Annotated in this window: 15 protein-coding genes; 9 read left to right on the forward strand and 6 right to left on the reverse strand. The window is 69.8% G+C overall.

Annotation, left to right across the window (positions count from 1 at the left end; all coding sequences use genetic code 11):
• Positions 1 to 172 precede the first annotated feature (172 nt).
• On the forward strand, positions 173 to 457 hold the full coding sequence (locus EP26_RS38600) for a transposase (protein WP_169747396.1): 285 nt from the start codon (positions 173 to 175) through the stop codon (positions 455 to 457).
• Positions 458 to 871: 414 nt separating this feature from the next.
• Here EP26_RS38600 and EP26_RS13770 read toward each other — a convergent pair whose 3' ends face one another.
• The 3 genes from EP26_RS13770 to EP26_RS13780 all read right to left on the reverse strand — a co-directional run bounded on the left by EP26_RS13770 (position 872) and on the right by EP26_RS13780 (position 3807).
• A complete protein-coding gene (locus tag EP26_RS13770; protein WP_157033531.1) occupies positions 872 to 1330 on the reverse strand; it encodes a hypothetical protein in 459 nt (152 codons plus the stop codon).
• 139 nt (positions 1331 to 1469) lie between these two features.
• Entirely contained in the window at positions 1470 to 2918 is a 1449-nt protein-coding gene (locus tag EP26_RS13775) for a CoA transferase (protein ID WP_043339230.1), read from the reverse strand.
• 127 nt (positions 2919 to 3045) lie between these two features.
• Entirely contained in the window at positions 3046 to 3807 is a 762-nt protein-coding gene (locus EP26_RS13780) for an SDR family NAD(P)-dependent oxidoreductase (protein ID WP_043339231.1), read from the reverse strand.
• 188 nt (positions 3808 to 3995) lie between these two features.
• On the opposite strand from EP26_RS13780, the gene EP26_RS13785 reads away from it, so the two are divergent.
• The 6 genes from EP26_RS13785 (at position 3996) to EP26_RS13810 (ending at position 10970) form a co-directional block, all read left to right on the forward strand.
• Positions 3996 to 4970, forward strand: coding sequence for a zinc-binding dehydrogenase (locus EP26_RS13785; RefSeq protein WP_043339232.1), 975 nt, complete (start codon positions 3996 to 3998; stop codon positions 4968 to 4970).
• Between the two features lie 110 nt (positions 4971 to 5080).
• Positions 5081 to 5392 carry an ATP-dependent Clp protease adapter ClpS gene (gene clpS / locus EP26_RS13790; RefSeq protein ID WP_043339233.1) on the forward strand — a complete coding sequence of 104 codons (312 nt, stop codon included), beginning with the start codon at positions 5081 to 5083 and terminating at the stop codon, positions 5390 to 5392.
• Between the two features lie 92 nt (positions 5393 to 5484).
• The gene (locus EP26_RS13795; protein WP_043339234.1) at positions 5485 to 6810 is read left to right on the forward strand and encodes an ABC transporter substrate-binding protein; all 1326 of its coding nucleotides are present in this window, start codon (positions 5485 to 5487) and stop codon (positions 6808 to 6810) included.
• An 11-nt stretch (positions 6811 to 6821) separates the two neighbouring features.
• Positions 6822 to 7697 (forward strand): phytanoyl-CoA dioxygenase family protein, encoded by an 876-nt coding sequence (locus EP26_RS13800; RefSeq protein WP_043339236.1) that lies wholly within the window; start codon positions 6822 to 6824, stop codon positions 7695 to 7697.
• Positions 7698 to 9320 carry a GMC family oxidoreductase gene (locus EP26_RS13805; RefSeq protein ID WP_043339237.1) on the forward strand — a complete coding sequence of 541 codons (1623 nt, stop codon included), beginning with the start codon at positions 7698 to 7700 and terminating at the stop codon, positions 9318 to 9320.
• A 48-nt stretch (positions 9321 to 9368) separates the two neighbouring features.
• Positions 9369 to 10970, forward strand: coding sequence for a GMC family oxidoreductase (locus EP26_RS13810; RefSeq protein ID WP_043339238.1), 1602 nt, complete (start codon positions 9369 to 9371; stop codon positions 10968 to 10970).
• Between the two features lie 741 nt (positions 10971 to 11711).
• On the opposite strand, the gene EP26_RS13815 is transcribed toward EP26_RS13810, so the two are convergent.
• The 3 genes from EP26_RS13815 to EP26_RS33155 form a co-directional block, all read right to left on the reverse strand.
• Positions 11712 to 12689, reverse strand: coding sequence for a tripartite tricarboxylate transporter substrate-binding protein (locus EP26_RS13815; protein WP_043339239.1), 978 nt, complete (start codon positions 12687 to 12689; stop codon positions 11712 to 11714).
• A gap of 374 nt (positions 12690 to 13063) precedes the next feature.
• Positions 13064 to 15373, reverse strand: coding sequence for a molybdopterin guanine dinucleotide-containing S/N-oxide reductase (locus tag EP26_RS13820; RefSeq protein ID WP_043339240.1), 2310 nt, complete (start codon positions 15371 to 15373; stop codon positions 13064 to 13066).
• Between the two features lie 107 nt (positions 15374 to 15480).
• Positions 15481 to 15642: a hypothetical protein gene (locus tag EP26_RS33155; protein WP_211259442.1), complete on the reverse strand. Its 162-nt coding sequence runs from the start codon at positions 15640 to 15642 to the stop codon at positions 15481 to 15483.
• A gap of 60 nt (positions 15643 to 15702) precedes the next feature.
• Here EP26_RS33155 and EP26_RS36225 point away from each other — a divergent pair, with 60 nt between their 5' ends.
• Together EP26_RS36225 and EP26_RS13830 are read left to right on the forward strand one after the other, a co-directional pair.
• Complete coding sequence (locus EP26_RS36225; protein ID WP_169747393.1) at positions 15703 to 16146, forward strand: hypothetical protein; 444 nt, start codon at positions 15703 to 15705, stop codon at positions 16144 to 16146.
• Between the two features lie 157 nt (positions 16147 to 16303).
• On the forward strand, positions 16304 to 17464 hold the full coding sequence (locus EP26_RS13830; protein WP_043339242.1) for an ABC transporter substrate-binding protein: 1161 nt from the start codon (positions 16304 to 16306) through the stop codon (positions 17462 to 17464).
• Position 17465: the final 1 nt, after the last annotated feature.

Consider the following 17465-nt stretch of genomic DNA (forward strand, 5'->3'; position numbering starts at 1 on the left):
AGGGTGCATCTTGAGATCACTAGGAGAAGGGTACACTCGCCTTCGACCTGCTTGTGTTCCGGTCGATGGTCTGTGCCCTGCAGGCCGGTCCGCCCGTCGTTCGAAAGCGTCTTGCTTTGTTGCGAACCTATGTGGAGCAGGATGAGGTCTCAAGCCCCGCCTTGGGGCAATGATGGATCATGAGCTGCTTCGCTTTAGCCGGCTCGCAGAGGTAGTATCGCGTCACGTAGCCCCCGCCCCGAGCCGCTTCGCCACCCCGGCCTACGCGCCCGCCGCCTTGTTTGCCCTGCTCCTGCTGCGGGAGAGGCTGCGGCTGACCTACCATGGCTTAAAGGACCTTCTCCGCCTGCCTGGCCAACTCCGCCGCGTGTTCGGCCTCCGAGCCGTCCCCGACCGCGCGACGATGTGGCGGTTCGCCCGCCGTCACGTCGGCCCCACCTGCTGGACCCGGCCTTGAAAGAAACCGTTCGCCGCGCCCGCGGGGACGCCGAGCGCGCCTGCCAGATCGCGCTCGGCTCCACCGGTCTCTTCCTCGCACACATCCCGCTACTTCGAGTGGCGCGCGAAGCGGCACCGGGGCCAGCGCGGCTGGCTGGAATGGGCCTTCGCCATGTGGGTCGCGCCGCAGATCCGGCGACTTCACCGATCTGCCACCCCCGACGAGCGCAACCGACGCCCGCATGCCCTTCGAGCAACTCCTGGTGGAAGCAGGCTATGATACCGAAGCCAACCACCGCCACTGCCGCGAAGCCCCCGGCGTCGACAGCCTGATCCCGGCCAAGAAGGGGCGCTCGGCCCGCGTGGTCGCAGCCACGCCGCTGCGGCAGGAGATGGTCCGGCGGCTCGGCAAATTGAACCAGCAGACGACCGGTCAGGGTCGCCCGTCCTGCCTCCGCCTCTCCCTGGCCAGCCAGTCCAGTCCGTTCTCCACGATCCTGCCGATCGCTTGGAGGTCGATCGCGGCGGCCGCATTCGGGCCTGGCTGATACGCCGCGTGGCCCTGGCCCCTGACCGCAGATGCGAGCCGGACCAGGAGAGGAGAAAGGTTGGCCTTGGCGAAGGCGTCGAACCCCTCGGGCGAAGCATCGCCCTGCGCAGCATCCCGGGACAGCAGGGTAGCGGCGACCCGTTCCAGGGCCTGCGCCCGCTCGGTCTTTGCCCCGGCTTCCGCCTCAAGCCGCGCGATGGCCTGCTGCACCAGACCGGAGGGAGCCTGGATGGCGGAGCGGAGTGCCTCTGCCTCCCGGCGCATGGCCTCGGCGTCGCCGTGAAGCCGTTCGGCTTCCGCGCTCAGCGATTGAGTTGCGATGATGGCGTCGTTCTGGCTCATCCTGATCAGGTGAGAACGGGCGCCGGGGCAAGCAAGAGGAAACCCGCATGGACCGGGCATAATCGACGCGGCCGCCCGGCTCGGGGCGGCAAGACCGCCGGCGGTGAGCTCGACGGAGGTTACCTCCGGCCGGATGCCGTCAGCGGCCGCCGCCATCCCGGGCCAGCCATTCCGGCCGGTCTCCGCCGAGCTTCGGCGTCGGCAACGCCCAGCGGCATGGCGTCTCTGACAGGCGCAACACCGGGCCCAGTGTCAGCAGGTCGCCATAGGAGGAATCCTCACGCACATGCAGCGGCGCAAGCTCCGCTTCGGTCAGCTGCTCGGGGCCGTCATCGAAGCGGTCGAGCAGTCCCTGGCGCTGATAGAACATGGCGGATTGGCATAGCGAAGCTTGCACGTGATAGCTCCCGCCCTCCCGAGCCCGACGGTGCAGGGCCAGCATCGTGCCGAAGGCTGCGAGGTAACCCGTCAGGTAGTCGCAGATCGGGGCCGGGGCGAGCGTCGGCTGCCCGGCATTCGTCATTTGGCCATGAGTGTGGGCAATGCCCGAGACCGCCTGCGCGATCTGCTCCCACCCGGCCCGCCCCGCGAAGGGTCCGCCCGAGCCGAAGCAGCTGACCGAGACGGCGATCAGGCCCGGGCGAAGCCGGACCAGATCCTCCAGGCCGAAGCCATGTTCGCCGAGCTGTCCAGGGCGGTAACCGTTGACGAAGACATCGGCCTCCCGCGTCAGTGCGGCCAGACAGCTCGCTTGGTCGGCCTGCCGAAGGTCGAGGAAGCAGCTCCGCTTGCCGTGGCTCAGGTCGCGAACGTACTCGGGGACCTGCGGCAGGTGGGGCGCGGTGACCATCAACACGTCGGCGCCGTGCTCCGCCAGCGTCCGCCCGGCGGTCGGCCCCGCCAGGATGCGGGTCAGGTCGAGCACGCGCACGCCGGATAGCGGCCGGCCGCCGGGCGGCAGCGGCTCGGGCGGGCCATCGGCGATCCTGGTGACCTCCACGACGGGCCGGGCGGCGAGATAGGCGCCTTGCGGATGCGCCAGCCACTCCTCCCGCGTCCGGACCTTGCCGCCGCAGGCGCGTGCCCTGGCGATCGCGGCCTCCAGCGCATCGGCGGTCCAGCGGCCGACGGCGGCGCTGACGGAGGCTGGCGTGCTTTCGCACTCCAGAACATCCAGCACGCGGCGCTCCAGATGAGGCAGGTTGAAATGCGGCAGGAACCAGCACCCGTCCGCGGTCGGCCAGGGCTGGGTCACCGTCGCCATGTGCTTCATGCTGTCGGACACGGGCGGGCGCCGGTACTGCCCGTCCGAATCCCGCTTCCTCGTGTAGTCGACCACGCGCAGCGTCGCCGCCGCTTCGGGCACCGTGATGCCGATGGACTGGCGGCGGCCGGTGCGCAGCTCCCAAAGGTCGTTGGCGGCGACGCCGGTGGCGCCGAGGACGGCGGCCGCCGTCTCTCCGACGCGGAAGGGCGTCCGGTAGAATGGATCGGCCCCTGTGATCGTGACCTCGCCCACCTCCGGCGGCGGCAGGGCGCGGACGGCCATCAATTCGGAGAAGGCGTCAGACCGGGCTGCCTGTGTCATTCCGTGTCCCTTCTCGCAGGGGGAAGCGTGCCGGCCAGCATGGCATGGTTCCGATAAGCCGGGCAGCGACGGCGGGCCTGCGGACCGTGGTGGAAGGATGAGCCGGAACGCATCATGCAACTGCTGGCTACATCTTCTTGCCCGTCGTCCAGCCGCCATCCACGGTCAGGATGCTGCCCGTCATGAAGCCGTTTTCCTCCGCCGCCAGGAACAGGATGGCGAGGGCGATCTCATACGGTTCGCCCCAACGGCCCAGCGCGTGGATGTCGCGGATGGCCTGGGCGTAGCTCTCATCCTGAAAGTAGCGCTCGGTGAGGGGCGTGCGCACGACCCCCGGCGCCACCGCGTTGACGCGGATGTTGTTCTCGCCCAGCTCCAACGCCATCTGCTTGGTCAGACCGACGACGCCGTGCTTGGACGCCGTGTAGGCGGCCCGTTTGGGCGCCGCCATCAGGCCAAGGGTGGAGGCCAGGTTGACGATGCGCCCCGGTCGGCCCAGCGCGACCAGTCGCCGCGCGAAGGCCTGGCTCGGCAGGAAGGTGCCCGACAGGTTCACGCTGATCACCCGCTGCCATTCCTCGAAGGACAGGTCGAGCAGCGGGACGATCTCCCGCACTCCGGCGGAGTTGACGAGAACATCCAACCGGCCGAGAGTGGTTTCCGCCGCGGCGACAAAATCCGCCGCCGAGGCCGGGTCGGCCACGTCGATGCGGAAGGCTTGCGCCTCACCCTTGCGCCGGCGGATCTCGGAGGCGGTTGCCTCCGCGCGTTCGTGATCGAGGTCGCCGACCGCGACACGCGCGCCTTCCTGTGCTGCCGCGTAGCACACCTGCTGGCCGATCCCACTGCCGCCGCCGGTCACCAACACGGCCTGATCCTGAAAGCGCATGGCGTTCCTCCGTGTTTTTCGAAAGCCTACGAGCAGGTCCGGGATCGTGCAATCTCCGCCGCTCCCGCTCGATGGTCGGCAAGATGCCCCTTGGCCGGCCGGTACGGTGGGCGGAATCCCCGCCACTGGCCTGCGAAGCGGTTCCACGCTCTACTCGCCGCCTCCTACGCAGCAGGAAGCAAGCCGTTATGAAGGCAGCCGTTGTCACCGAACTCGGCGTTGAGGTCCGCGACGTGCCGGAGCCAAAGCCGAAGCCGAACGAGGTGCTGGTCCGCGTCCGCGCCGCCGGGCTGAACCGCGCCGATCTGGCCGTGGCCGCCGGGCAGGCACATGGCAGCATCGGCGGCGCCGGGACCATCGTCGGGATGGAGTTCGCCGGCGAGGTCGCCGAGGTCGGAGCCGAGGTGCCCGACAGCATCCGCCCCGGCATGCGCGTGATGGCCAGCGGTGCGGCAGGCTATGCCGAGTATGCGGTAGCGGATTGGGGGCGCGTCTCCCCTCTCCCCGATGCGAACATGGGTTGGGTGCAGGCCGCGACGCTGCCCATCGCGTTGCAAACCATGCATGACGCGGTGGTGACGAACGGCGCCCTGAAGCCTGGCCAGAGCATCCTGATCCAGGGCGCGAGCTCGGGCGTCGGGCTCATGGGGATGCAGGTGGCGAAGGCGATGGGAGCATCGCTGGTGCTCGGAAGTTCCTCCGATGCAGGCCGGCGGGCGCGGCTGGCGGAGTTCGGCTGCGACGTCGCGATGGACACGGGCGATGCCAACTGGCCCGACCGCGTGCTGGACGCGACGGGAGGCCGGGGCGTCGACATCATCGTCGACCAGGTCTCCGCGAGCGTCGCCAACGGCAACCTCCGCGCCTGCGCGATCCTGGGGCGGATCGTGAATGTCGGGCGCCTCGGCGGCGCCAGGGGCGATTTCGACTTCGACCTGCATGCGATGCGCCGCATCAGCTATATCGGCGTCACCTTCCGCACCCGCACCCTCGAGGAGGTGAGGGAAATCAACCGCCGCATGCGGGCCGACCTCTGGCCGGCGGTGGAGGCGGGCAAGCTCCGGCTGCCGCTGGATCGCACCTTCCCGCTGGCGGATGCAGCGGCGGCGCTGGCGCATATGAAGGCCAATGCCCATTTCGGAAAGATCGTGCTGGAGTGCTGAGATCCGGCGCTGCCACTCGACGCTGGCTCCCGCCTTTCGGCGCGTCCCCGGGCTTGCAGCCTCCCTCAAGGGCGCATAGCTGACCTGTCACCAGCGACGGGAGCGGTGCGATGCCGGAACCTGACACGACGACCATTCCGAGGGTGAAGCCCGAGCTGAAGGTCGAGCGGCCGAAGCTGCACAAGGTGCTGCTGGTGAACGACGACTTCACCCCGCGCGCCTTCGTGGTCCAGGTGCTGCGGGCGGAGTTCCGGATGGGCGACGGGCAGGCGCAACGAGTCATGATGACCGCGCATCAACGCGGCGTCTGCGTGGTTGCGGTCTTCACCCGCGACGTGGCGGAGGAGAAGGCAACGGCGGCGACGGAGATGGGCCGCAAGCAGGGTTATCCATTGCTGTTCACCACCGAGCCCGAGGAGTAGCGCGGCCCGGTTCCGCATTCCCCCTCGACGGCGGCCCGAACCTGCCGATACCCTGTCCGCAACGGGGGCAACACCCGTGGGCGGAGACGTGCATGCGACCGATCATCGGGCGTCGCCAGACCATGGGCCTGGCTGCTGGAATGCTGGCCGGGGCGGCGCTGCCGGCGCGCGCCATCCCCGTGGCGGATGTCCCGGCGCCACGCCTCGCGCCGGAACCAGGCGCCCGGCTGCGGGTGCTCCGGCCGGCGAAGTACATCGACCCTGACGAGGCGATCTTCAACCAGAACACCCGCCGCTTCACCGAGCAGACCGGCATCGAGGTGCGGATCGACTACGTGAACTGGCCGGACATGCCGGTGCAGGTGGCTGTCGCCTTCAACACCGGTAAGGGCGCCGACGTGCTGATCGGCTTCGGCGCCGACGCCCATATCTACGCCGACAAGCTGCTGGAGGTGACCGACCTGGCCGAGTATCTCGGCGCCCGGTACGGCGGCTGGTACGACCTGGCCAAGGTCTACGGCCAGCGCTGGCGCAGCACCACCTGGCTCGGCCTGCCCATGGGCGGCACCACCGGCCCCGCCGTCTACCGCCGCTCCTGGGTGAAGGCGGCCGGGTTCGACGGCATCCCGAACGACCTCGGCGAGTTCCTCCGCCTCTGCCGGGAGCTGAAGCGCATCGGCCATCCCTGCGGCTTCCCGCTGAGCCACGCCCCCGGCGATGCGCCGGGCTATGCCAATTGGCTGCTCTGGTCGCATGGCGGCCGGCTGGTGGACGAGGCCGGGAAGATCGCGCTCGAGGCGCCGGAGACGCTGCGTGCGCTCGACTATGCCCGCGCCATGCAGGAGACGATGATCCCGGGGACCATGGGCTGGAGCGGCGTCAGCAACAACCGCGCCTTCATCGGCGGAGAGATCGGCCTCACCCAGAACGGCGTCTCCGTCTACTACTCGCTGAAGACCTCGACGGACCCGGCGCAGAACGCCCTCGCGGCCGACACCGAGCATGCCGAGATGCCGCACGGCGCGGCTGGCAAGGCGCCGGAGACGGCCCTGACCCTGGTCGGCATGGTGCCGCGCCACACCCCGGCGCCGAATGCGGCCAAGGCCTATCTGCGCTTCATGATGGAGGCCGAGCAGTACGACCCTTGGCTGACCGGCGGCCTCGGCTACTGGTCGCAGCCGCTGAAGGCCTATGGCGAGAGCGCGGTCTGGTCGTCCGACCCGAAGCTCGCCGTCTACCGCGACGCCATGGATACGCCTTTCTACGAGGGCTACGCCGGCCCGATCACCCCGGCCGCCGGGGCCGTCGCCGAGAATTGGGTGCTGGTCGACATGTTCGCCCGCGTCGCCACCGGCGAGGCCCGCCCAGCCGACAGCCTGCGCGAAGCGGTGCGCGCTGCGCGCCGCTGGTATCGTTGAGGGAGGAACCGATGCTCACGGATGCCCAGAAGCGCGAGTACGACGAGGTCGGCGCCATCGTCGTCCCCGACATCCTGTCCCCGGAGGAGGTCGCCGAGCTGCGCCGCGTGACGGACGGCTTCGTCGACCGCGCCCGCGGCATCAGCGCGCATGACGCCATATTCGACCTGGAGGACAGCCACTCGCCGGCCATGCCGCGGGTGCGTCGGATCAAGTCGCCCCACTTGCATCATCCGGCCTATGCGGCGCTGGTGCGGCACCCGCACATCCTCGCCGTTCTGCAGTCGCTCTGGGGGCCGGACATCCGGTTCGACACGGCGAAGCTGAACATGAAGTCGGCCGGCTTCGGCGCCGCAGTGGAGTGGCACCAGGACTGGGCCTTCTACCCGCACACCAATGACGACCTCGCCGCTGTCGGCGTGATGATGGACGACATGGAGCCGGAGAACGGCCCCCTCCTCGTCATCCCCGGCAGCCATAAGGGCCCGGTCTTCGACCATCATGCGGAGGGGCGTTTCTGCGGAGCCATGGATCCGGCCAACCGGGACGTGGACTATGCGAAGGCCGTCGCGCTGACCGGCAAGGCCGGGTCGATCACCGTGCACCATGTGCGCGCGGTGCATGGTTCGGCGCCGAACACCTCGAACAAGGAGCGCCGGCTGCTGCTCTTCCAGTTCCGCGCCGCCGATGCCTGGCCGCTGCTCGGCTTCCCCGAGGGGATCGAGGCCTATGACGCGCTGATGGCTTCAGGCCAATCGAGCCTTGCGCCGCGCCTCGCCGATGTCCCGGTCCGCCTTCCCCTACCGCCGGCCGACAAGCAGGGCTCCATCTACGAAAACCAGAAGGGGCTGAAACGGAAGTTCTTCGAGGCGGCCGCGGCGCAGTAGATGCAAGCGGATTACGTCATCGTCGGCGCCGGCTCGGCGGGCTGCGTGCTGGCCAACCGGCTGACGGAGGACCCCGCGACACGCGTGATCCTGATCGAGGCAGGAGGACGCGACTGGCATCCGCTGATCCATATCCCCGCCGGCTACATGAAGCTGCTGCAGCATCCGACGCTGACCTGGGGCTTCAAGGCCGACAAGGAGGCGGGGCTGAACGGGCGGGAGATCCCCTATCCGCGGGGCAAGGTGCTCGGTGGCTCCAGCTCGATCAACGGCATGATCTACATCCGCTCGCAGCCGGAGGATTACGACCACTGGTCGCAGCTCGGCAACCGCGGTTGGTCCTCGGAGGACGTCATGCCGCTGTTCCGCAAGTCGGAGCGCTGGGAGGGCCCGGCCGATGCGGTCCACTCGCAGGACGGGCCGCTCTTCACCTCCCGCACCCGCGACCAGCCGGAACTGTGCCGGGCCGCGATCCAGGCAGGCACCGAGCTGGGCTGGGAGCACCGCGACGACCTGAACGACCTGCCGCATGGCCTCGGCGAGCATATCGGCTGGGTGCAGCAGACCCGCGGCGGACGGCGGCGAGCCTCGAGCGCCCGGAGCTACCTGCGGCCGGCGCTCCGGCGGCCCAACCTCCAGGTGGTCACCCATGCGCTGGTGCACCGGGTCATCCTCGACGGCACCCGGGCGGTGGGCGTCGAGTTCTCCCGCGGCGGCGTCGTCGAACGGGCCATGGCCGGGGCGGAGGTGATCCTCTCCGCCGGCGCCATCGGCTCGCCGCACATCCTGCAGCTGTCGGGCATCGGCGAAGCCGAGCATCTCGGTCGCATCGGCATCCCGGTCAGGCACGCCCTGCCCGGGGTCGGCCGGAACTTCCAGGACCATTTCCTCGTCCGTGTGCAGGCCGAGGTGAAGGACATCGCCACGCTCAACGAGCGCTCCCGTGGCCTGCGCTTCGCCGGCGAGGTTCTCAAATACGTCGCCGCCGGCCGGGGAATGCTGACCTATGCCGCCTCCCTCGTCGCCGCCTCGATGAAGGTCCTGCCGGAATCGGCGACGCCCGACCTGCAGGCGCTCTTCGCCTCGGCCAGCTACGCCCCCGGGGTGTCACGGCAGCTCGACAGCAAGCCGGGCATGACCTCGGGCCTCTGGCAGATGCGCCCTGAGAGCCGCGGCCATGTGCTGGCGCGCACCGCCGACCCACATGACCAGCCTTCGATCAACCCGAACTATCTGGCGGAGGACCGCGACCGGCGCACCATCATCGCCGGTATGCGGCGGGTGCGCGATTGGTTCAACGCCCCTGCCCTGCGGCGCTATCTCGTGGCGGAAACCTTGCCTGGGCAGGAAGTGCGGACGGATGACGAGCTTCTTGCCTATGCACGGCAGACCGGAACGACGGTGTTCCACGCTTCCTGCTCCTGCCGGATGGGGCCCGATGCCATGGCGGTCGTGGACGACCAGTTACGGGTCCACGGGCTCCAGGGGCTGCGGGTGATCGACGCCTCGGTGATGCCGGCCGTCACCTCGACCAACACCAACGCCCCGACGATCATGATCGCGGAGAAGGGGGCGATGCTGGTCAAGGCGGCGGCGCGCCGCCGCCACGCCGCGGCGGCCTGAGGCTTGCGTCGCGGCATGCCTTTGCTCAGCCACCGGAACTGAGGAACGATGCAAAGCTACGACTACATCGTGGTCGGCGCGGGCTCCGCCGGCGCGGTGGTGGCCAACCGGCTCTCGGCCAATCCGGCCAACCGGGTCCTGCTACTGGAGGCCGGCCCTTCGGGCAGTCCCTGGACGCATATCCCGGTCGGCTATGCCCGGATGATCGCCAACCCGGCGGTGAACTGGCTCTATGCCTCGGAGCCCGAGGCGGCCACCGGCGGCCGCCGCCTGCCTGTGCCACGCGGCCGCATGCTGGGCGGTTCGAGCGCGCTCAACGGCCTCGCCTTCGTGCGCGGCCAGGCGCAGGACTTCGACACCTGGGCGCAGATGGGCAATCCCGGCTGGAGCTATGCCGATGTGCTGCCCTTCTTCAAGCGCATGGAGTGCTACGAGGGCGGTGGGGACGACCGCTTCCGCGGCCGCGACGGCCCGCTGCGCGTCACCAACCCGCGGGTCTGCGAGCCGCTCCATGCCGCCGTGATCGCCGCCGCCGGGGAGGTCGGGATCCCGCACAACCCGGACTACAACGGCGCAGCTCAGGACGGCATCGCCATGAGCCAGGCGACCATCGCCTCCGGCCGCCGGATGAGCACCGCCGCCTGCTACCTGGCGCCGGCCCGGCGGCGGCCGAACCTCCACATAGAGACTGGCGCGCTGGCCGAGACGCTGCTGCTCGATGGCACGCGCTGCGTCGGGATCCGCTACTCGGTCGGCGGCGCCGTGCGGGAGGCGCGGGCCGGGCGCGAGGTCGTCATCAGCGCCGGCTCGATCAACGCCCCTCAGCTTCTCGAGCTATCCGGCATCGGCCAGCCCGACCGGCTGCGCGACCTCGGCATCGAGGTGCGCCATGCCCTGCCCGGCGTCGGCGAGAACCTGCGCGACCACTACGCGCCGCGCACCCGCTGGGCAGTCGGCGCGCCCGGCTACACCTACAACGACACCGGCCGCGGCATCGGCCTGGCCCGCCAAGCGCTGCGCTTCGCCCTGAGGCGGGAGGGGATGCTGGCCATGGTCGGCGCGCCGCTGCGCGCCTTCATGCGCTCACGCGAGGGGTTGGAGGCGCCGGATCTGTTGCTGGGCTGGGTGCCCATGCTGATGGAGCCCGGCCCCAAGGGGCCGCGGCTGTCGCGCCAGTCGGGCATGACCTGCTACGCCCATCCGATGCGGCCCGAGAGCCGGGGGCACATCCACATCACCGCGGCCGACCCACACCGGCCGCCGGCGATCCGGTTCAATTTCCTCTCCTCGCCCGTCGATGCCGAGCTGACGGTATGCGCGGTCCGCCTCGCTCGCCGGATCATGACCGCGCCCGCCATGGCCCGGCTGCAGGTGACGGAGGTCGCCCCGGATGCTGACTGCACGAGCGACGACGAGATTCTCGACTGGGTAAGGCGGACGGCTGAGACGACCTACCACCCGGTCGGCACCTGCAAGATGGGCGCCGACCCGATGGCCGTGGTCGATGCGCGGCTGCGAGTGCACGGCATCGCCGGGCTGCGGGTGGCCGATGCCTCGATCATGCCGACCCTCACCTCGGGCAATACCAACGCGCCCTCGATGATGATCGGCGAAAAGGCAGCCGACATGATCCTGGCCGACGCCATCTAGAACTCCCTGCAAGACCGCTGCGCGGCGACGGGCGCCGGGCGCGTTGTGGATGGCACTGGAGGTCGCCGCGAAAGACGGGAAGGTCGGAGCCCTCGCCTACGCCACGCACGCCCGGCGGGTTCTTGGGGTTGAGGGAGCCGGCGTCACCGCCCCGATCGGATCACAAGCGATTCAGTCAGGCGGGAAAACGCCCTAGGATGGTACCAGACGGCCCGCTGGATCCGGCAATAGACAGCATAGGCCTGAAGCTGTGCCGGTCGCATCCGAGTGGGCCCAGCGCCACCCCGATCCCGCCTTCCGCACCATGGCTCACCAGCGGACCGCGTTCGAGGCGCTGACCGCGACCGCAGCAACCATCGCTCCCGAAGACCGACCGACAGCGCCTTGACCTACCTGTTCGTTTTCCCGTCACCAGGCACCTTGAATCACGTCCGGCCTGCGTCGTGCACTCTCCTGAGTGCCCGCTCGGGCCGTTCGGCTTCATGCTGAGGGCTTTGCGGCTAGCCGTTGAAGCATGATGCGGATCATCGCCATGCAGAGCGCGTGACGGATGCGCTCGATGATGCCTGTCCATTCCCAGCACGAGAAGCATGCTCACACCATGCGCCTCGGCGGCAGGTCCTTCGCCAGCGCCTGTCACTGGCAGCCAGTCGAGAGCACATCTGTCCCGGGCCGCGAAGGTCTGCGCCACAGGATGTCCTGCCGCGCGCGGGAACCTACCGTCATGGCGGGACCACATGCTCAATCGACCTTGAAGCCGCTTCTCTCCACCACAGGGCGCCAGCGCTCGATGTCCTCCGCCAGCACCTTTCCCAATTCCTCGGGCTTGGATACTTCCGGCTCCAACCCGATCGCCAGCAATTGCGACCTCACCTCCGGCTCCATCGTCGCCGCCGCCAACTCGGCATTGAGCGCGGCGATGATGGGCGCCGGCGTACCGGCCGGCGCGTAGAAGGCGTAGAAGCCGAAACTCGCCTGGTTCGGATGGCCGAGATCTGCGATCGTCGGGACCTCCGGCGTGATGATGCCACGGCGGGAGCCCGAGGTGACGACGATCCGAAGCTTCCCGTCCTTGTGGTGCGTCAGGAAGTCGGACACGCCGCCGCACCCGGCCGCGATATGCCCGGCCGTGAGATCGGAGATCAGCGGCGCAGCGCCCCGGTATCCTACCGGCTCCAGCTCGACATCGAAGGCGCTGCCGAGCTGCAGGCCGAAGAAATGCGTGGAGGAACCAAGCGCGGTGCTGCCGAAGCTGCCGCGGCGCCGATCCGCCTTCAGCCAGGCGATGTAGTCGGGAAAGGTTTTTACCGGCAGTCCCGGCGACAGGACGAAGCAGGTCTGCACCGTGCCCGTCATGGTAACCGGCGCGAAATCGGTGCGCGGATCCCAGGGTAGCTTGCGGAAGGTCAGGACGGGCTGCACGGTAGAGGCGCTGGGTGCGAAGAGCAACGTCGTGCCGTCCGGCGTCGCGTGCTTCAGCGCCTCGCAGGCCAATGTGCCGCTGGCGCCCACCCGGTTCTCGATGACGACATTCTTCAGATTGCCGCGCTTGCGCAGCATCTCCGCGATGACGCGTCCCATCACATCGGTCCCACCGCCAGGCGGGAAGCCCACCAGGATGCGAACCAAGCCTGGCGGCAGGGCCGCCCGTGCCTCCGGCAAGGGGATGAGGGCTGCGGCGCCCGCGGCACGCAACAGGGCCCGGCGTGGCAGATGCATGAGATCCTCCCGGTCATTCTGTTGGCGGGCCTGTCCCGTACCGGACGGCTCGCTTCCTGGACAGGGAAAGGCTGCGGTGCCGTGGGCGGCGCTGTCAACGCGGATCGTCAGGCCGGCGCCGCATGGGAGGCTCGTCGGCGAGGCTGCGCAGTTGCTCGCACGGGTCCTGCGCGTTGCCGCTGCCAACGCAGACATTCCGGCTCGGCCCGTCCTGCACGGTCAGGCACGCCTGCCCCATGGTGCTGTCGAGGGAAACCCTTCTCGCCGGGATGGCGCAGCAGGGGGGCCGACGCGCTGCCTGGCTTGCGAGACGGAGCGGCCGGGCCGGATCAGCCGCGAGAACACCATCACCACGGACTGACGGCCCGCGCCGTTTATCTGCTCGCTGGTGGATCGAAGGCGCGGATCGGCGGCAGGTTGCCGTTGAACCGCTCCACCTCCACCACCGTGAGCTGCCCGGTGCAGCCCTGCGCCAGCGCCGATGTCCCGACGTCCCGCGTCAGTACGTTCGGGTTGCCATGCACGCAGAGCGGCCTGTCCTCCTCAGGGTTCTCCGGGTCGTACCAGGCGCCCGTCGCCAGCTGCACCACGCCGGGGCGGATATCCGCGGTCAGCCGAACCGCGGCCAGGCAGGCGCCACGGCCGTTGAACAGGCGGATGATGTCGCCATCCGCGATGCCGCGCGCCGCCGCATCCGCCGGATGCATGGAGGCGACCTCCCGCCCGCGGCGCTTCGCCGCCACGCTGTGCCCGCCGAAATCGAGCTGGCTGTGCAGCCGCGTCGCCGGCTGGTTGGCGACGAGGTGGAGCGGCGTACCACCGCCGGACGCCTCCTCGGGCGGCAACCAGGCGGGGTGGCCGGGGCAGCTCGCCTCGCCATAGGCGGCGATCGTCTCGGAAGCGATCTCGATCTTCCCGCTCGGCGTCGGCAGCGGGTTGGCCTCCGGGTCCTCGCGGAAGGCGCGCCAGGGCCCGCCATCGTCCGCGGCCTGAGGGAGGCGCAGGCTACCCTCCGCCCAGAAGGCATCGAAGTCCGGCGCCGGCAAGCCCGCCTCGGCGAGCCCCTGCTGCGTGCGGGCATAGAGGTGGCGCAGCCAGTCGCGGCTGCTGCGGCCCTCCGTGAAGGCCTCCTCCACCCCGAGGCGCCGGCTGAGCTCGGCGAAGATGTCGTAGTCGTCCCGGGCCTCGCCGAAGGGCTCGACGATGCGGTGCATCGCCACCATCAGCGGGTCATGCGAGCTGTAGCCGATATCCTCCCGCTCCAGCGTCATGGTCGCGGGCAGGACGATATCGGCATGGCGCGCGGTCGCGGTCCAGGCGAGCTCGTGCACCACGAGCGTGTCAAGGCGCGCGAAGGCCTCGCGCAGCCGGTTGAGGTCCTGGTGGTGGTGGAAGGGGTTGCCGCCGGCCCAATAGACCAGCCGGATCTCGGGATAGCACCGGGTCTCGCCCTTGTAGCGATAGGCCCCGCCGGGGTTCAGCAGCATGTCGGCGATGCGCGCCACCGGGATGAAGTCCCCATGCCGGTTGCGCCCCTGGGGCAGCGTCGGGCCAGGCACCGCATTGGCGCGCCGGCCGTAATAGCCGATCGCGCCGAGGGCATAGGCGTAGCCGCCGCCCGGCAGGCCGATCTGCCCCAGCGCAGCCGCCAGGACGGCGCCCATCCAGACGGGCTGCTCGCCATGCTCGGCCCGCTGCAGCGCATGCGCCACGGTGACCAGCACGCGCCGGCCACGCAGCCGGCGCGCCAGGCCGCGGATCGCCTCCGCCGGGATGCCGGTGATGGGCGCCGCCCAGTCGGCGTTCTTCGGCTGGCCATCCGCCTCGCCGAGAAGGTAGCGCTCGAAGACCGGCCAGCCGACGGTATAGCGGTCGATGAAGGTCCGGTCGTGCAACCCCTCGGCGACCAGTGTGTGCACGAGCGCCAGCATCAGGGCGGTGTCGGTGCCTGGGATGTTGGCCAGCCATTCGGCGCCGGCCTCCGCCGGCAGGTCGCTGCGCAGCGGGCCAATGAGGACGAATTCGCAGCCGCGCTCGCGCGCCGCCTGCATGGCTCCGCGCTCGACATGCTCGCTGATGCCGCCGCCGGCAACCATGGCGTTCTTCAGCGCCATGCCGCCGAAAGCCAGCACTACCTCGGTGTGCTGCGCCACCTGCTCCCAGGTCACGTTATGCTTGGTGAGCTGCTCGTAATTGCCGAGGATGTAGGGGGTGATCACCGACGCGGCGCCGGAGCTGTAGCTGTTGACCGAGGCGACGTATCCCCCGAAGGCGCTGTTCAGGAAGCGATGGATCTGGCTCTGCGCATGGTGGAACCGACCCGCGCTCGACCAGCCATAGGACCCGCCGAAGACTCCGCCCGGACCGTATCTGTCCCCGATGCGACGAAGCTCCCCGCCCAGCAAGTCCAGCACGGCGTCCCAGGCCATCGGGACGAACTCATCCCGGCCGCGCCGACGATCCGGGCCCGGGCCACCTTCGAGCCAGCCGCGGCGCACCATCGGCTGCGCGATGCGCGCCGGGTGCCGGAGCGCGGCGGGGAAGTTCTGGATGATGTCGTTCGGGTCCGGGTCGCCCGGATGCGCACGGACCAGAAGCTCCCCGTCGCGCATCGCCGCCGTGAAGAGGCCCCAATGCGAGCTATGGGGCCGGAACTCCGTCGTCGCTGCACCCTCGGCGGTCATGCTGGCCTCCCTGGACGTTTCGGCACGAGAGCGCCTGCCGGTCGCCGCGGTGCGCCTCCGGTCCGATTATACGTCTTCCACCGGGCAAGGACACCGCCTTCGGCACGTTACCCCAGCCCGAGCATCCCATGGATCCGGCGGACATACTGGCCGAAAGCCTCGCCCGTCTTGATGTCGAGGCCACGCTCGGCGGGCAGCTCGATCGGGAAGTAGTCCGACATCCGCGCGGGCCCCGCCGTCAGCACCGCACAGCGCTCGCCAAGAAACACCGCCTCCTGGATGGAGTGGGTGACGAAGAGGATCGTCTTGCCGCCATCGAGCCAAATGGCTTGAAGCAGCTTCTTCCCTCGCCCGAGGCTTCGCCCTATGCGCGTGGCATGGCTTGGTCGCTCGACACCCGGATACCGCTGACCTTCTGCACCGTCGCGCCCCTGGGCGACGGCGTGGCAACGGCGCTGCTCGTCGAAGCTCCGCCCGCGCCCTTGCCGGCCGGTGCCGTGGCGCAGGTAAGCTTCTTCCCGGGCCCGTCCCACTCCCCCGCCTGCGGCTGCTGTGGCGGCCGCAGCGGCGCCGAGGCGGCGCTGGACCGGTTGTTCGAGGCCAGGGTCCGGGCATTGTGCGGCTGGTTCGACCGGGTGCTCGTCATCGTCGAAACTCCCGAGGCGGCGGCCGAGGTCGCGGCGGCCCTGCGAGAGGATGCGGCCACTGCGGCCCGGTTCCGCCTGGTGCCCGAACCGGCCTCCGCCCATCCCGAAGTGCCAGCTCCGGATTGACGCCAGCGCGGCACCGAACCAAATCATCGCCAGAACCTGCCTTGCGATGGCCGGGCGAGCCCGTGGCCCCTGCCGCTTTCAGCCGGCACACGGTAAGCCATGGGTCAGCACCGAGCCGCATCGCGCAGCCCGGCAAGAACAGTTGCGGAGGATCCCGATGTCCCGCCCGACCCGTCGTGGCCTGCTCGCCGGCGGCACCGCCCTTCTCGCCGCCCCCGGCCTGGCCCGGGCCCAGGCGGAGCCGCTGAAAATCGGCCTGATCCTGCCGATGACCGGCCCCTTCGCCTCGACGGGGCGCCAGATCGACGCCGCCACCCGCGCCTGGTTGCGGACGAACGGGGAGGTGCAGGCTGGCCGCAGGCTGGAGATCCTGCTGCGCGACGACGGCGGAGTGCAGCCCGACACCACACGGCGCCTGGCGCAGGAGCTGGTCGTGCGGGACAAGGTGAAGGTGCTGGCCGGCTTCGGCCTGACCCCGCTGGCGCTCGCCACCGCGCCCATCGCCACCGAGGCGAAGCTGCCCATGGTGGTGATGGCCGCCGCCACCGCCATCATCCCCCAGCGCTCGCCCTACATCCTGCGCACCAGCTTCACCCTGCCGCAGGTCACGGCGCCGATCGCCGAATGGGCGGCGCGCAACGGCATCCGCAGCGCCGCCACGCTGGTGACCGACTTCGCGCCGGGCCACGATGCAGAGGGCGTCTTCAAGGCCCGCTTCGCCGCCGCCGGCGGCCGCATGGCGCTCGAGCTGCGCAGCCCGCTTCGCAACCCGGACTATGCCCCCTTCCTGCAACGGGTGAAGGATGCGAAGCCGGATGCGCTCTTCATCTTCTGCCCCTCGGGCGAGGGCGCGGCCATCATGAAGCAGTTCCAGGAGCGCGGCCTGAAGGAGGCGGGGATCAAGCTGATCGGCACCGGGGACGTGATGGATGACGACATCCTCAACAGCTTCGGCCCGGATGCGCTCGGCACCATCACCAGCCACCACTACTCGGCGGCGCATGACAGCCCGGAGAACGCCGCTTTCACCGCCGCCTTCCGCGCCGTGGCACCGAACATGCGGCCCAATTTCATGGCAGTGGGCGGCTGGGACGGCATGACGCTCATCGCCGAGTCGCTGAAGGCAGCCAATGACACGGATGGCGACAAGCTGCTGGCGGCGATGAAGGGCCGCAGCTGGTTGAGCCCGCGCGGCCCGGTGACGATCGCCGCCGAGACCCGCGACATCACCCAGGATGTCTATATCCGCCGCGTCGAGAGCCGGGAGGGCCAGTTGTGGAACCTGGAATTCGACCGCATCGCCCAGGTTGCCGCCTGAG

The sequence above is a fragment of the Belnapia moabensis DSM 16746 genome (assembly GCF_000745835.1).
In the GTDB taxonomy this organism is placed as follows: Bacteria; Pseudomonadota; Alphaproteobacteria; order Acetobacterales; family Acetobacteraceae; genus Belnapia; species Belnapia moabensis.

Bases quoted from the DNA above. Each gene is read 5' to 3' on its own strand.
- EP26_RS38600 (WP_169747396.1), top strand. From the start codon at position 173: ATGGATCATGAGCTGCTTCGCTTTAGCCGGCTCGCAGAGGTAGTATCG.
- EP26_RS13770 (WP_157033531.1), bottom strand. From the start codon at position 1,330: ATGAGCCAGAACGACGCCATCATCGCAACTCAATCGCTGAGCGCGGAA.
- EP26_RS13775 (WP_043339230.1), bottom strand. From the start codon at position 2,918: ATGACACAGGCAGCCCGGTCTGACGCCTTCTCCGAATTGATGGCCGTC.
- EP26_RS13780 (WP_043339231.1), bottom strand. From the start codon at position 3,807: ATGCGCTTTCAGGATCAGGCCGTGTTGGTGACCGGCGGCGGCAGTGGG.
- EP26_RS13785 (WP_043339232.1), top strand. From the start codon at position 3,996: ATGAAGGCAGCCGTTGTCACCGAACTCGGCGTTGAGGTCCGCGACGTG.
- clpS (WP_043339233.1), top strand. From the start codon at position 5,081: ATGCCGGAACCTGACACGACGACCATTCCGAGGGTGAAGCCCGAGCTG.
- EP26_RS13795 (WP_043339234.1), top strand. From the start codon at position 5,485: ATGCGACCGATCATCGGGCGTCGCCAGACCATGGGCCTGGCTGCTGGA.
- EP26_RS13800 (WP_043339236.1), top strand. From the start codon at position 6,822: ATGCTCACGGATGCCCAGAAGCGCGAGTACGACGAGGTCGGCGCCATC.
- EP26_RS13805 (WP_043339237.1), top strand. From the start codon at position 7,698: ATGCAAGCGGATTACGTCATCGTCGGCGCCGGCTCGGCGGGCTGCGTG.
- EP26_RS13810 (WP_043339238.1), top strand. From the start codon at position 9,369: ATGCAAAGCTACGACTACATCGTGGTCGGCGCGGGCTCCGCCGGCGCG.
- EP26_RS13815 (WP_043339239.1), bottom strand. From the start codon at position 12,689: ATGCATCTGCCACGCCGGGCCCTGTTGCGTGCCGCGGGCGCCGCAGCC.
- EP26_RS13820 (WP_043339240.1), bottom strand. From the start codon at position 15,373: ATGACCGCCGAGGGTGCAGCGACGACGGAGTTCCGGCCCCATAGCTCG.
- EP26_RS13830 (WP_043339242.1), top strand. From the start codon at position 16,304: ATGTCCCGCCCGACCCGTCGTGGCCTGCTCGCCGGCGGCACCGCCCTT.